Raw genomic sequence first — 13,046 nt, 5'->3', positions numbered from 1 at the left:
TCCCAGGCACTACCCCGCGCCGGAAGCGTCGGGTTGGGCGAACGGCAACGACGGGGTATCGAAACAACTGTGATTACCGGTGTGGCACGCCGCCCCGACCTGATCGACGATCAACAGAACCGTGTCGCCATCGCAGTCGAGCCGGACGTCATGCACGTACTGGGTGTGACCGCTGGTCTCACCCTTGACCCAATACTCCTGACGGGACCGCGAGAAGTAGGTCGCGCGCCGGGTGGCCAGGGTGCGTTCGAGCGCGGTGTCGTCCATCCACGCCACCATCAGCACCGTGCCCGTCTCACGCTCCTGCGCGACCGCGCTGAATAGCCCGTCGGCATTGCGGGTGAGCCGATTCGTCAACTCCGGATCGAGAGCCATCGCCTCACACCTCCATCGGTGCGTTCCGCACGGTCGTGTCGCGCGCGTTCCGCACGGTCGTGTCGCGCGCGTTCCGCACGGTCGTGTCGCGCGCGTTCCGCACGGTCGTGTCGCGCGCGTTCCGCACGGTGATCCCGGCGGCCGCCATCGACACTTTGACCTCACCGATGGTGAGCTGGCCGAAGTGAAACACCGAGGCCGCGAGCACCGCATCGGCGCCGGCCGCGACCGCCGGCGCGAAGTGCTCGACCGCCCCCGCGCCACCGCTGGCGATGACCGGCACCTCAACGGCCGCACGGACCGCGGTCAGCATGCGCAAATCGAAGCCCTGCTTGGTGCCGTCGGCATCCATCGAGTTCAACAGGATCTCCCCGACACCGAGTTCTTGTCCGCGCCGTGCCCATTCGACAGCGTCGACACCGGTACCCCGGCGGCCACCATGCGTGGTGACCTCCCAACCCGACGGAGTGGGTTGCTCACCGTCGGGCACGGTCCGCGCGTCAACCGACAGCACGATGCACTGAGAACCGAAACGCCGGCTCATCTCCTCGAGCACCTCGGGCCGGGCAATCGCTGCGGTGTTGACGCTGACCTTGTCGGCGCCGGCCCGCAGCATCGTGTCGACGTCGGCGACGGTGCGGATGCCGCCACCGACGGTCAGCGGGATGAAGATCTGCTCGGCGGTACGACCGACGACCTCGATCATCGTGGCGCGCCCCGAGCTCGACGCGGTGACGTCGAGGAATGTGAGCTCGTCGGCACCCTCCGCGTCGTAGCGCGCCGCGAGTTCCACCGGATCACCGGCATCACGCAGGTTCGCGAAGTTGACGCCCTTGACGACGCGTCCGTTGTCGACGTCGAGACACGGGATCACACGCACGGCCAAAGTCATCGGTCGGTCTCCTCGGGTCGGGAGGCATCGGCGGACCACTCGTCACCGATCACCTCGTACACAACGTCCATCAGCGCCGAATGAATCCCCGGTGACCCCGCGACCAACGACGGCGAGTCGACGGTCCAGTGCTGTCCGGAGAGATCGGTGGCCACGCCACCGGCAGCACGAACCAGGGCTGCCCCGGCAGCGTTGTCCCACGGGTGACGACCGAAGGCGATCGATCCGCCGAAGGTCCCCGACGCCGCGTAGGCCATGTCGACCCCGGTGCTGCCGGTCATCCGCAGCCGAGCCACACGCCCGGACAGCGCCCGGATCAGGTCGGCGCGGCGAGCGCCCGGATACCGGCCGCCGTGCCCGACATCGAACGGCCCGAAACCGATCGCGCACTGCGCCAATGACGTTGCACCGGAAGGGGTTACCGGCTCACCATTGCACAGCAACGGCGAGTCGAGGTGTCCGGCGAAACGTTGCCCCGACAACGGCAGCCACGTCAGTCCCATCACACTTTCGCCGTCGACGAGCAGCGCGAGCAGGATGCCCGTCAAAGGCACACCGGCCGAGTAGTTGTAGGTGCCGTCGACCGGATCGAGGACCCACACCACTCCCTCGTCGACGGGCGGGCCGCCGAATTCCTCACCGTGCACCCCGATGCCGGTCAACTCGGTCAGCTCGCCGACGATCCGGCGTTCGAGATCGAGATCGACCTGGGTGGCGAAGTCGGTGGCACTCTTACGGACCGCGCTGGGCGCTCCCAGACCGGTGATGAACTCGTCGCTGACCCCGTCGAGGACTCGCCCGGCCACCTGGAGCAGTCGGGACAAATCCAAGTCGGCGTCCGCGGTCACCGGCCGCCGACCGCCGTCAATGCCTCGGGCAGCGTGAACCGCCCGGCGTAGAGCGCCTTGCCGACGATCGCACCCTCGACGCCCTGCTCCACCAGGCCGGCGATCGCGATGAGGTCGTCGAGCGCCGACACCCCACCGGACGCGACGATCGGCGCGTCCGTGGCCGCGGCCACCTCGGCGAGCAGCTCGAGATTCGGGCCGCCCAGCGTCCCGTCCTTGGAAACGTCGGTGAGGACGTACCGCGCACATCCGTCGCCATTGAGCCGTTCGAGTACCTCCCACAGATCGCCGCCGTCGGTCACCCAGCCGCGCCCACGCAACCGGTACGACGAGCCTTCCCGGATGACGTCGAGTCCGACGGCGATCCGGTCGCCGAATCGCTCGATCGCCGTGGCACACCACTGCGGATTCTCCAGGGCGGCGGTGCCCAGATTCACCCGCGTACAACCGGTGGCCAGTGCGGCATCGAGCGACTCGTCGTCGCGGATGCCGCCGGACAATTCGACCTTCACGTCGAGTTCGCCGACGACCTCGGCGAGCAGGTCACGGTTGTTGCCCCGTCCGAAGGCCGCGTCGAGGTCGACGAGGTGAATCCACTCCGCACCGTCCTTCTGCCAGGCCAGCGCGGCCTCACGCGGTGAACCGTAGGAGGTTTCCGTACCGGCGGCACCCTGGACCAGGCGCACCGCCTGACCATCGGCGACGTCGACGGCCGGAAGCAGTTCGAGGGTTGTTCCCATGGGGTTGCGCGGGTCCTTTCAGGAGCTCGGGGGGTTGCTGCGATGCTGGGCGCGCAGCGCGCGTTCGGCTTTGCCAATCAAGCGTTTGGAGGTGATGCCGATCGCCGTGATCATCAGCACGATGCTGACCAGCGACGCGACCAACCCGGCGATCGCATTCCATCTGGCCAACGCCAGCACCACCGGGATGCAGATCACCAGCACGATGACACCTGCGCCGAGGACGAAGAGGACGAATCGACCATAAGAAAAGCGGTACTGCAGATCGCCACCGGCACCCGAGTCGGTCATGAGAGGGCCCCGATCCAGTTGGCGAGCAGGTGCGCCCCGGCGTCACCGGATTTCTCCGGATGGAACTGAGTGGCGCTCAACGGGCCGTTCTCGACCGCGGCGAGGAATTTCCCACCGTAATCGGCCCAGGTCAACCGGGGTGCGCGCAACGCGGTGCCGTCGTTGTCCATCTCCCACGACTGCGCGGCGTAGGAGTGCACGAAGTAGAAGCGGGTGTCGGCGTCGAGCCCGGCGAACAGCACCGAATCGTCGGGTGCGTCGACGGTGTTCCATCCCATGTGCGGCAGCACCGGTGCGGGCAGCCGGGTGATCGAACCGGGCCACTCACCGCATCCGTCGGCCTCCTCCCCGAACTCGACGCCGTGGTCGAACAGGATCTGCATGCCCACGCAGATCCCGAGGACCGGACGTCCGCCGGCGAGGCGACGCCCGATGATCCGGTCACCCTTCACAGCACGTAGCCCCTCCATACATGCCGCGAAGGCCCCGACGCCCGGCACGACCAGACCAGTCGCGTTCAGGGCGGTGTCGAAGTCGGCCGAAACGGTGACCTGGGCTCCTGCCCGCTCCAGTGCCCGCTGCGCCGACCGCAGATTCCCGGACCCGTAATCGAGGACAACGACGTCGGGCCCGCTCATAGAGCACCTTTCGTCGAGGGCACCCCGGTCACCCGCGGATCGGCCTCGGTGGCCTCACGCAGCGCGCGGGCAACGGCTTTGAACTCCGCCTCGGTGATGTGGTGCTGATCGCGTCCATAGAGCACCCGAACATGCAGTGCGATACGGGCATTCATCGCGATCGACTCGAAGACGTGCCGGTTGATGATTGTCGAGTACGGGACGCCTGGATACCCGCCGATAACCGCGGTCAGCAGATGCTCCGGCTCTCCGGTGTGGACGCAGTACGGTCGGCCCGACACGTCGACGACGGCGTGCGCGAGGGTCTCGTCCATCGGGATGTAGCAGTCGCCGAAGCGACGGATGCCCTTCTTGTCCCCGAGCGCCCGACCGAGTGCCTGACCGAGGACGATCGCGGTGTCCTCGATGGTGTGGTGGCCCTCGACCTCGACATCGCCGGTCGCCTTGACTGTCAGATCGAAGCTGCCGTGCGCACCGAACGCGGTGAGCATGTGATCAAAGAACGCGATGCCGGTGGAGATGTCGGTGCGACCAGTGCCGTCGAGATCGATCTCGACGGCGATCGACGACTCCTTGGTGGTGCGCTCGACCTTACCGATCCGGGCCCCGGTTGTACTCGACTCCTGTGTGGTGCTCACTCAGCCATTCTCCAGATCGGTTGCGGCCAGGCGTCGACTGACCTCGAGGAAGACATCATTCTCGGTGCGCAGACCGATCGTCACCCGCAGATGGGCAGCAATCCCGACGTCCCGGATGAGGACCCCGTCGTCGAGGTAGCGCAGCCACGACGCGGAGGCGTCGGCGAATCGTCCGAAGAGAACGAAGTTGGCGTCGGAATCGACCACCTCGAAACCTGCCGCGGCGAGCTCGGCGACGACGCGCTTGCGTTCGGCGATGATCGTGGCGACCCCGGACAAGGTCTCGTCACCGTGGCGAAGCGCCGCCTGCGCCGACGCCTGGGTCAGCACCGACAGGTGATAGGGCAACCGAACCAGTTGCAGCGCTTCGACGATCGCCGGCGACGCGGCCAGATACCCGAGCCGTCCACCGGCGAAAGCAAACGCCTTGCTCATCGTGCGGCTGACGACGACCTTAGCCGGGAACTCCTCGATCAATTCGGCCGCACTGGGTTGCTCGGAGAACTCGCCGTACGCTTCGTCGACGATGACGATGCCCGGCGCGGCATCGACGATGGCGCGCAACCCGGCGTTCGGGATCGACGCACCAGTCGGGTTGTTGGGCGAGGTGAGGAACACAACGTCGGGGCGACGCGCAGCAACCTCACCGATCGCGTAATCGACGTCGAGCGAGAAATCGGCGTTGCGCTTGGCCTCCAGCCAGGTGGTGGTGGTGCCGTCGGAGATGATCGGATGCATCGAATAGCTGGGCACAAATCCCAACGCGGTCCTCCCCGGCCCCCCGAAGGCCTGCAACAGCTGCTGCAGAATCTCGTTAGAACCATTTGCCGCCCAGAGGTTCTCGACCGACAACCGCACCCCGGTGGCGCGGGTGAGATACTCTGCGAGCTTCCCGCGCAACGCGATCGCATCCCGGTCGGGGTATCGATGTAACTCGGCCGCCGCCGCACGGACCGACTCGGCGACATCGGCGATCAACGCCACCGACGGCGGATGCGGATTCTCATTGGTGTTGAGCACCACCGGCACCGTCAACTGCGGCGCCCCGTAAGCGCTCTTCCCACGAAGGTTGTCCCGCAACGGCAACTCATCGACCGAGATGGACGCGCCGGGTACCTTCGGCCCGCTCGCTACGCTCCCGGCGCCGGGCATCTTCGGCCCGCTCGCTACGCTCCCGGCGCCGGGTACCTTCGGCCCGCTCGCTACGCTCCCGGCGCCGGGCACCTTCGGCCCGCTCGCTACGCTCCCGGCGCCGGGTACCTCCGCAGTCACCGCGCGTCCCCCTTGAAGCGCCGGGTGATCGCATCCCCATGTGCCGGAAGGTCTTCGGCCTGGGCCAGGGTGACGACCTTGTCGGCGACGTCACGCAGCGCGGCCTCGTCGTAGTCGATGACATGGACGCCCTTGAGGAAGGTCTGCACCGACAATCCCGACGCGAAGCGCGCCGAACCCGAGGTCGGCAGAACGTGATTGGAACCCGCACAGTAGTCACCGAGGCTGACCGGCGCGTAGTTACCGACGAAGATCGCGCCGGCATTGTGCACACGATCGGCCACCGCAGCCGCGTCACGCGTCTGGATCTCGAGATGCTCAGCGGCGTAGGCGTCGACCACCGCCAGACCGGCGTCGAGATCGTCGACGAGCACCACACCGGATTGCTGACCGGCCAAGGCGATTGCGACTCGTTCACGGTGTTTGGTCTGCGCCACCTGACCGTCGAGGGCCGCGTCGACGGCATCGGCGAGGTCGACGCTGTCGGTGACGAGTACCGAGGCGGCCAGGACATCGTGCTCGGCCTGGGAGATCAGATCTGCGGCAACGAGTTCGGGCACCGCCGTCTCGTCGGCGAGAATCGCGATCTCGGTCGGCCCAGCCTCCGAATCGATACCAACGACCCCGCGGCACAGTCGCTTGGCCGCCGTCACGTAGATGTTGCCCGGACCGGTGATGAGGTCCACCGGATCGAGGACGGCGCCGGGCGCATCGGCGGCGTCGGTGTCGGTTCCGCCGTAGGTCAACAGGGCAACGCCCTGCGCTCCGCCGACCGCCCACACCTCGTCGACCCCGAGCAACGCGCACGCGGCCAGGATCGTCGGATGCGGCCATCCGCCGAAGTCCTTCTGCGGCGGCGAGGCCACCACCAGCGACCCGACCCCTGCCTCCTGGGCCGGAACGACGTTCATGATCACCGACGAGGGATACACAGCATTGCCGCCGGGTACGTACAACCCGACGCGCCGCACCGGAATCCACTTCTCGCTGACCACACCGCCGTCGACGACCTGTGTCCGCGAGGTCTGTCTGCGCTGATCGGCGTGCACTGCACGCGCGCGGGTGATCGACTCGCGCAACGCGTCGGCGACCGCCGGATCCAACGCTGCGAGTGCGTCACCGATCACCGACGACGGCACCCGCACCGACGCGGGCCGTACACCGTCGAAGCGATCCCCGTAGTCCAGCGCCGCTGCCGTGCCGCGCTCGGCGACGGCATGGACCACCGGCCCCACCGTGTCGAGAACGGCGTTGACGTCGGTGCCCCCGCGGGGCAACGCACGACGCAGTTGCGCAAGCGTCGGGGTGCTACCGCGCAGGTCGGTTCGGGCGAGCATGGATCTCTCCTGGCGTGACTGGAGGAATGACCCATCCAGGATACGGGCACGTGGCGAGCGGATTTCATCTGCACCTCATGGCAGCGAGCAGTGCACACCTTGCGGATGCAAGAACTCGGATTCATTACGCATCTCTAACAAAATCGCACCATGAGTAACTATGGCTCCACCTGTCACGGATATGCTCACAGCGACCTCACAGATATGCGTCGCGAGACCACACCATCTGCGAACGGAGCATGTGGATGACAACTCGACGACCTGGCCTGAGACGCCCCGGACCGAACGGCGCAGGACCCCATGGGGCCGGACCCACCGCTTCTTCATGGGCCCGCCGCATCGGGATGATCGCGGCGATGCTGCTGCTGGCCGCGACCGCCGGTGCGCAGGTGCCGGCTCGCGCACAGGCCGCACACCTCGTCGCCGTTCACGACCTCTCCCCAACCGAGTCGGTACTCAAGGTGTACTCGTCGGCAATGGGCAAGGTGATCACCAGTCAGGTCCTGCACCCGCCCGGTCGACCTCCGGGGCCGGCCGTCTACATGCTGCCGGGACTCGGTGGCGGCGAGGACGGGATCTCCTGGATCAACAACGGTGGCGCCCGTGCCTTCTTCGCAGGCAAGGCCGTGACGGCAGTCTTCCCGGTCGGAGGTCGCGCGTCGATGTTCACCGACTGGCAGCGAGACGATCCGGTCCTGGGCCGCAACAAGTGGCGAACCTTTCTGACGCGAGAACTGCCGCCGATCGTCAACCGCGCCTTTCACACCAACGGGATCAACGCGATCACCGGGGTGTCGATGTCGGGCGGTCCGGCCCTGGCGATCGCCGAATCGGCTCCCGGCTTGTACCGAGCCGTGGCGTCCTACAGCGGGTGTCCCGGTACCACCGACCTGCTCGGCGTCGGCGCGGTGACCGCCGTGGTCACCCGCGGCGGCGGCAACGTGCTCAACATGTGGGGACCGCCGGGCGGCCCCGATTGGATGGCCAATGACCCGATCGTCAATGCGGGCAAGCTGCGCGGCACGGCGGTGTTCCTGTCGGCGGCCACCGGTGTGCCCGGTCCGATCGACGGCGGCCCGGCCGAGACCCTCGGCGGGCTTGCCGGCGGTGGTCAGATCGAGGCGTACACGCGAGCATGCACTGCGGCCGTGTCCAATCGGTTGACCGCCTTGGGGATTGCGCACACATTCTCGGCACGGCCGCTGGGATCGCACTCCTGGGGCGTGTTCGCCGCGGACCTACGTGCCTCGTGGCCGGTGATCGGGCGCGCGATCGGGGCGTGAGCGCCAAGCTTGCCATCAGATACTTACTGATCCGCGGCCTGCACTTGATGCATGATTTCTGCATTGTTCCGAACTCCGGACTGAGATCACCGCAATGCCGTTGCGCGCCCGCGCGTGACGTCGCCGACGTCACGTTGCCGCGGTGTTCTTCGCAATCCTGCCGAGCACCGTTCAGACGGCGCGCCGCCCGGTCAACCAAAGGCCGCCCGGTCAACCAAGGTGAGTATCGCTGTCGATGTTGGCCTCGATTGCCGATCGTCACGGCCGCCGATCGTCTCAGTCGCCGATATCCAACCCGAGATCGAGCACGGCCACCGAGTGGGTGAGCGCCCCCACGGCGAGATAGTCGACGCCGGTGCGGGCGTATTCGGCAGCGACGTCGAGCGTTAAGCCACCGGAACTCTCCAACTTGGTCTGCGGTGACCGAGAATTGCGGCGCTGCACCGCGATCTGGGTGGCCCAGGGCTCGAAATTGTCCAGGAGTACCAGTTGCGGCGACAACTCGAGGACCTCGTCGAACTGTTCGAGCGAATCGACTTCAACCTCCACCGGCATATCCGGCGCGGCCGCGCGCACAGCCTGCAACGCGGCGCGAACCGATCCGGCCGCGGCCACATGGTTGTCCTTGATCAGTGCGGCGTCACCCAGGCCCATCCGATGGTTGACACCGCCACCGGCGCGGACGGCATACTTCTGTAGAGACCGCATGCCGGGCAACGTCTTCCGGGAATCCCTGATCGCGACGTCGGTACCGGCGACAGCATCGACCCACGTCGCAGTCGCGGTGGCGATCCCCGACAGGTGACACAGCAGGTTCAGACAGGTGCGCTCGGCGGTGAGCAGAGCCGCGGTCGGTGCATGTACCGCGAAGACCGTGTCGCCAGGTGCCACTCGCGTGCCGTCGGGCACAACCTCGGTCACCGTGTACGCCTCGGCACCGATGACCTCGTCGAAGACCGCCTGCACCAACGGGATTCCAGCAACGACGCCGTGTTGGCGGGACACGATCGCGGCGTCGGTGCTCGCGTCCGGCGCCACCGTGGCAGCGGTGGTCACGTCGGGCCCGTAGCGCAGGTCCTCGTCGAGTGCGGTGCGGATGAGCGCACGGATCTCGTCGGTGATCTCGAGTTCGTCTCGGCCCGTGGCCGTTTCCTGCCCGACAAACGTGGCGTTCATCGTGTCACTCCCCCGAGCCCGGATTACCGATCGCGATCATCCGCTCCACGCTGCGCCGGGCACGCTCGGCGACGTCATCGGCGACGAACACCTCGTCGCGACCCTCCCGCAACGCGCGCAGCAGCGCAGCCGGGGTGATCATTTTCATGTACGGGCAGGAAGCGCGATCGTTGACGGCCTGGAAGTCGATGCCGGGGGCGGCCTTTCGCAGCTGGTGCAGCATGCCGATCTCGGTGGCGACGAGGACCTGCCTGGCACCGGTGGAGCGGGCGGCATCAATCATCCCGCCGGTGGAGAGAATCTTGACCCGGTTGTCGGGAACTGCGCCCTCACCGGCAAGGTACAACGCCGATGTGGCGCAACCGCATTCGGGGTGGATGAACAGGTCGGCGTCGGGGTGGGCGTTGGCCTGCGCGGTCAGCTCGTCGCCGTTGATCCCGGCGTGCACGTGGCATTCGCCGGCCCAGATGTGGATGTTGTCGCGGCCGGTCTCTCGCTTGACGTGTGCCCCGAGGAACTGATCGGGCAGGAAGAGCACATCACGCTCGGGATCGATCGAGGCGACCACGTCGACGGCGTTCGACGAGGTGCAGCAGATGTCGGTGAGGCCCTTGACCTCGGCGGTGGTGTTCACGTAGGAGACCACGACGGCGTCGGGGTACTCCTGCTTCCAGGCGCGCAGGTCGTCGGCGGTGATCGAGTCGGCCAGCGAACAGCCGGCTCGGGCGTCGGGAATGAGCACACGCTTGTCCGGACTCAGGATCTTCGCGGTCTCGGCCATGAAATGCACACCGCAGAAGACGATTTCGTCGGAGTCGACCTCCGCGGCGATGCGCGACAGGGCCAGCGAGTCGCCGACGTGGTCGGCGACGTCCTGGATGGCCGGCAGCTCATAATTGTGGGCGAGCAGCGTGGCATTGCGGGCACGTGCGAGGCGTCGGACCTCCTCGGCCCACTCCGCGGTCGGTTCGACACCGGTGTATCCCCCGGGACCGTCCACCCACCGGGCGTCGATCAGTGCCGGCGTGCTGTCGCCGACGGCGATGCGGTCGCTGGTGATGCTCATCTGCCACTCCGTCCTTCATGCCGCTCGGGCATTACTGCTCGCGGCACAGGCTGTGCTCCGAGACCGGTTTTCGACTACTGATCGAAAACCCGGTGACCATCGTAACACCGGCCCCATACGCGGACATTCCCATGTATATGAGCAGTTCCAAGCGCATTCCACTGAGTGACTACGCGCGTGTGCCGGTGACGCGCGTCGAACCCAGTTTCGGTAGTGCGTCGCCGCACACCCCCGCACCTGCACGTTCCCCGGCGACGACCATGATGACCGCACGTCTGACCGCCACCGGAGAATCTCGGGCCCCGGATCGTCCCCATCGTCGCGCCACGCCTGGTCATGCCGGTGCGGCGGGGCGTACTGCTCGCAACCTCTGCCGGCGGTTCGCCGTCGGGGGTCGCTCGACCGTCTCGCCGTGCGTCGTATCGTCCCCCCGATGCCACAACCGAAGTCGTCGCGCCCTGCCCTCGTGCCCGAGCCGGCGCAGACACGGCAGTATCCCGCGGTCCCGCTGGCGTGCCGCGAGGTCGAGGTGTCGTGTACCTGGCCCCTCGTGGACTCCACGTCCGAGGCAGCGACGGATCTGAACACCTCAGCAGGTGCCACCATCACTCAGCTGGCCGGGTTGTGCAGCAAAGACGCCCAGACCGGACGCACCACGTGCACCACGGCATCGCGGTGGTCTGCCCTCCAGAACGGGCTGGTCGTGATCGACGAACTTTGCTGCGGCCGCCGGACGAACGCACAGCCGACAGAGTTCATGTCGAGAATTCACATGGGCGGCTTGAGGGTGGCGAACTCGTCGGTGACGCGAAGTTGGTTGTCGGTAAAGGCATACAAGGCCGGTGGCCGCCCCCCGGACCGGCCCGTCCGGCCCAACGTGCCGGTGGCGACGACAACACCCCGGCGACTGAGGATCCGCAGGAGATTGGTGGTGTCGACGCGGTAGCCGAGAGCAGCACCGTAGATCTCGGAGAGCTCCGACATCGGGAACCTTCTCGGCGCCAACGCGAAAGCGATGTTGGTGTAGGAGAGCTTCGCGGCCAACCGATGGCGGGCCTTGGCGATGACAGCGTCGTGATCGAAGGCCAGTTCGGGCAACGCTTCGACACGGTGCCAGTCGGCGCGATCCCGTGCGGTCGTGTGCGCATCGCTCGGCACGAGTCCGAGGTAGGTCGACGCGATGGTTCTGATACCTGGCACGCGATGCGGCGCGGAGAACACCGAAAGCTGTTCGAGGTGCACGAGGGTGTCGATGTCGACCAGGTCTGCGACGACCAGCCGCGCGCAGCTTTCCAGGGTGTCCTCGGCGCCGACCCGCCCGCCGGGGAGACACCACGTCGATCCCTCGCCGCGGGCCAGGAGCACACAGAGTTCCGGCGCGGTGCGGTCGATGTCGCGGACCTGGAACACCGCGGTCAGGACCTCGACACGCAAGGGCGAGACGGACGCCTCGCCGGACTCCTCGGCGCGCGCGGATGATGGCATGGGTCGATTGTAGGGGTGCGCCTCAGTATCGACTGGCGCCGTCGACGTCGAGATGGGCGCCGTCGATGCCAGGACGGGCACCGTCGCGACTAGGCAGGCGGGGCGGGCTGCACGGGAACAGGTTGCGGCGCCGGGGTTTCGGGCGGCGCATCCCCGACGCCGAGATCTCCGTGGCGATTGGCCAGGGCGAAGACGAGGTAGACGACCGTGGCCGTGAGCGGCGCGCAGATCGCCAACACCCATGGACCACTGGGGGTTCCGCGGGTGGCGCCGTCGAGCCACAGTTGCGGGACGGCCCGGAAGAGGGCACCTACGGTGACCGAGTCGGGATCGGTGAAGCGACGCGCCGCGATCAGGGTCCCGGCCCATCCGGCGATGCCCGACCCGAGCACCGTGGTGAGAACGACGGTCGCGTACCCGGGCAGCCCGCGCCACCCCGGGGCCACCAGCCACCCCAGTACGCCTGCCAGCGCGCCGTACCCGAGCATGACGAACGCAAACGCCGAGACACCGGCGACGCTGTCGATCGGATACACCTGATGGGCACCCTTCAGAGCGCTCATCGACGGGGTGATCACAGCCCACAGACCACCGGCGACCACCGCGAGCACTCCGATCACCACTGCGCACGCCGCCAGCGTCGCCGGGGTGCGGTGCGCGGGGTGCCTGCGGCGGCCGGCGGACACCGTCCCCGGCGCGGTCATCGGTGCCCCAGGTCGGAGGAGTCGACGCGACCGTGCCGCGAGCATCGCGCATCCCATCCGTCGGGGCGGACCTGCACGATCATGCGCCGCCCGCACTGCCCGCAGAATCGAGGCGGCTCGAGGCCGAGCCGGGCCGCGGGCGGTATGGCGTCGGCCGACTCGATCTCCACCTCGATCCCGGTGTATACGCCGTACCGGCACGGCTGATCCAGCGGGCCCGGGATCGGCACCGCGCCGGAGGTCACGCTTGTTGTCATCGCACCACTCACGCTGGCGAGCCTAGTCACGTTCGTCCTGGGGG

General features: G+C 67.5%; 15 protein-coding genes. 1 reads left to right on the top strand and 14 read right to left on the bottom strand.

Annotation, left to right across the window (positions count from 1 at the left end; all coding sequences use genetic code 11):
* Nucleotides 1-9: 9 nt before the first annotated feature.
* The 9 genes from hisI to hisD form a co-directional block, all read right to left on the bottom strand.
* Nucleotides 10-375, bottom strand: a complete 366-nt coding sequence (gene hisI, locus EF294_RS08305; protein WP_123928067.1) for a phosphoribosyl-AMP cyclohydrolase — start codon at nucleotides 373-375, stop codon at nucleotides 10-12.
* A gap of 4 nt (nucleotides 376-379) precedes the next feature.
* A complete protein-coding gene (gene hisF, locus EF294_RS08300) occupies nucleotides 380-1,267 on the bottom strand; it encodes an imidazole glycerol phosphate synthase subunit HisF (RefSeq protein ID WP_123928064.1) in 888 nt (295 codons plus the stop codon).
* Nucleotides 1,264-2,115, bottom strand: a complete 852-nt coding sequence (locus EF294_RS08295) for an inositol monophosphatase family protein (protein WP_123928061.1) — start codon at nucleotides 2,113-2,115, stop codon at nucleotides 1,264-1,266. Before EF294_RS08295 ends, hisF begins: the two co-directional genes overlap by 4 nt.
* Nucleotides 2,112-2,855, bottom strand: a complete 744-nt coding sequence (gene priA / locus EF294_RS08290; RefSeq protein WP_123928058.1) for a bifunctional 1-(5-phosphoribosyl)-5-((5-phosphoribosylamino)methylideneamino)imidazole-4-carboxamide isomerase/phosphoribosylanthranilate isomerase PriA — start codon at nucleotides 2,853-2,855, stop codon at nucleotides 2,112-2,114. The genes EF294_RS08295 and priA overlap by 4 nt, the downstream gene beginning before the upstream one ends.
* Nucleotides 2,856-2,873: 18 nt before the next feature.
* On the bottom strand, nucleotides 2,874-3,146 hold the full coding sequence (locus tag EF294_RS08285) for a hypothetical protein (RefSeq protein WP_123928055.1): 273 nt from the start codon (nucleotides 3,144-3,146) through the stop codon (nucleotides 2,874-2,876).
* A complete protein-coding gene (gene hisH / locus EF294_RS08280; RefSeq protein WP_014360307.1) occupies nucleotides 3,143-3,784 on the bottom strand; it encodes an imidazole glycerol phosphate synthase subunit HisH in 642 nt (213 codons plus the stop codon). Before hisH ends, EF294_RS08285 begins: the two co-directional genes overlap by 4 nt.
* A complete protein-coding gene (hisB, locus tag EF294_RS08275; RefSeq protein ID WP_123928052.1) occupies nucleotides 3,781-4,422 on the bottom strand; it encodes an imidazoleglycerol-phosphate dehydratase HisB in 642 nt (213 codons plus the stop codon). Before hisB ends, hisH begins: the two co-directional genes overlap by 4 nt.
* On the bottom strand, nucleotides 4,423-5,574 hold the full coding sequence (locus tag EF294_RS08270; RefSeq protein ID WP_123928327.1) for a histidinol-phosphate transaminase: 1,152 nt from the start codon (nucleotides 5,572-5,574) through the stop codon (nucleotides 4,423-4,425).
* A gap of 116 nt (nucleotides 5,575-5,690) precedes the next feature.
* Entirely contained in the window at nucleotides 5,691-7,031 is a 1,341-nt protein-coding gene (gene hisD, locus EF294_RS08265; RefSeq protein ID WP_123928049.1) for a histidinol dehydrogenase, read from the bottom strand.
* 245 nt (nucleotides 7,032-7,276) lie between these two features.
* Here hisD and EF294_RS08260 point away from each other — a divergent pair, with 245 nt between their 5' ends.
* Nucleotides 7,277-8,314, top strand: a complete 1,038-nt coding sequence (locus EF294_RS08260; protein ID WP_123928046.1) for an alpha/beta hydrolase — start codon at nucleotides 7,277-7,279, stop codon at nucleotides 8,312-8,314.
* Between the two features lie 276 nt (nucleotides 8,315-8,590).
* Here EF294_RS08260 and nadC read toward each other — a convergent pair whose 3' ends face one another.
* From nadC to bsaP, 5 genes are all read right to left on the bottom strand, one after another.
* Nucleotides 8,591-9,490 carry a carboxylating nicotinate-nucleotide diphosphorylase gene (gene nadC / locus EF294_RS08255; protein ID WP_123928043.1) on the bottom strand — a complete coding sequence of 300 codons (900 nt, stop codon included), beginning with the start codon at nucleotides 9,488-9,490 and terminating at the stop codon, nucleotides 8,591-8,593.
* A 4-nt stretch (nucleotides 9,491-9,494) separates the two neighbouring features.
* Complete coding sequence (gene nadA, locus EF294_RS08250) at nucleotides 9,495-10,556, bottom strand: quinolinate synthase NadA (RefSeq protein ID WP_123928040.1); 1,062 nt, start codon at nucleotides 10,554-10,556, stop codon at nucleotides 9,495-9,497.
* 768 nt (nucleotides 10,557-11,324) lie between these two features.
* A complete protein-coding gene (locus EF294_RS08240) occupies nucleotides 11,325-12,041 on the bottom strand; it encodes an NUDIX hydrolase (protein ID WP_123928037.1) in 717 nt (238 codons plus the stop codon).
* A gap of 89 nt (nucleotides 12,042-12,130) precedes the next feature.
* Nucleotides 12,131-12,745 carry a DUF2567 domain-containing protein gene (locus EF294_RS08235; RefSeq protein WP_123928034.1) on the bottom strand — a complete coding sequence of 205 codons (615 nt, stop codon included), beginning with the start codon at nucleotides 12,743-12,745 and terminating at the stop codon, nucleotides 12,131-12,133.
* Nucleotides 12,742-13,002 (bottom strand): biotin synthase auxiliary protein BsaP, encoded by a 261-nt coding sequence (bsaP, locus tag EF294_RS08230; protein ID WP_123928031.1) that lies wholly within the window; start codon nucleotides 13,000-13,002, stop codon nucleotides 12,742-12,744. The genes EF294_RS08235 and bsaP overlap by 4 nt, the downstream gene beginning before the upstream one ends.
* Between the last annotated feature and the right edge of the window lie 44 nt (nucleotides 13,003-13,046).

It is taken from the genome of Gordonia oryzae, from assembly GCF_003797185.1.
In the GTDB taxonomy this organism is placed as follows: Bacteria; Actinomycetota; Actinomycetes; order Mycobacteriales; family Mycobacteriaceae; genus Gordonia; species Gordonia oryzae.
The sequence above is the reverse complement of the archived record's forward strand: the minus strand, read 5'-3'. Positions and strand labels throughout refer to the sequence as shown.

Excerpts from the sequence above, each read along its gene's own strand:
- EF294_RS08285 (WP_123928055.1), bottom strand. The coding sequence starts at position 3,146 with ATGACCGACTCGGGTGCCGGTGGCGATCTGCAGTACCGCTTTTCTTAT.
- nadA (WP_123928040.1), bottom strand. The coding sequence starts at position 10,556 with ATGAGCATCACCAGCGACCGCATCGCCGTCGGCGACAGCACGCCGGCA.
- priA (WP_123928058.1), bottom strand. The coding sequence starts at position 2,855 with ATGGGAACAACCCTCGAACTGCTTCCGGCCGTCGACGTCGCCGATGGT.
- bsaP (WP_123928031.1), bottom strand. The coding sequence starts at position 13,002 with ATGACAACAAGCGTGACCTCCGGCGCGGTGCCGATCCCGGGCCCGCTG.
- EF294_RS08270 (WP_123928327.1), bottom strand. The coding sequence starts at position 5,574 with ATGCCCGGCGCCGGGAGCGTAGCGAGCGGGCCGAAGGTACCCGGCGCG.
- hisI (WP_123928067.1), bottom strand. The coding sequence starts at position 375 with ATGGCTCTCGATCCGGAGTTGACGAATCGGCTCACCCGCAATGCCGAC.
- hisH (WP_014360307.1), bottom strand. The coding sequence starts at position 3,784 with ATGAGCGGGCCCGACGTCGTTGTCCTCGATTACGGGTCCGGGAATCTG.
- nadC (WP_123928043.1), bottom strand. The coding sequence starts at position 9,490 with ATGAACGCCACGTTTGTCGGGCAGGAAACGGCCACGGGCCGAGACGAA.
- EF294_RS08260 (WP_123928046.1), top strand. The coding sequence starts at position 7,277 with ATGACAACTCGACGACCTGGCCTGAGACGCCCCGGACCGAACGGCGCA.
- hisD (WP_123928049.1), bottom strand. The coding sequence starts at position 7,031 with ATGCTCGCCCGAACCGACCTGCGCGGTAGCACCCCGACGCTTGCGCAA.
- hisF (WP_123928064.1), bottom strand. The coding sequence starts at position 1,267 with ATGACTTTGGCCGTGCGTGTGATCCCGTGTCTCGACGTCGACAACGGA.
- EF294_RS08235 (WP_123928034.1), bottom strand. The coding sequence starts at position 12,745 with ATGACCGCGCCGGGGACGGTGTCCGCCGGCCGCCGCAGGCACCCCGCG.
- EF294_RS08240 (WP_123928037.1), bottom strand. The coding sequence starts at position 12,041 with ATGCCATCATCCGCGCGCGCCGAGGAGTCCGGCGAGGCGTCCGTCTCG.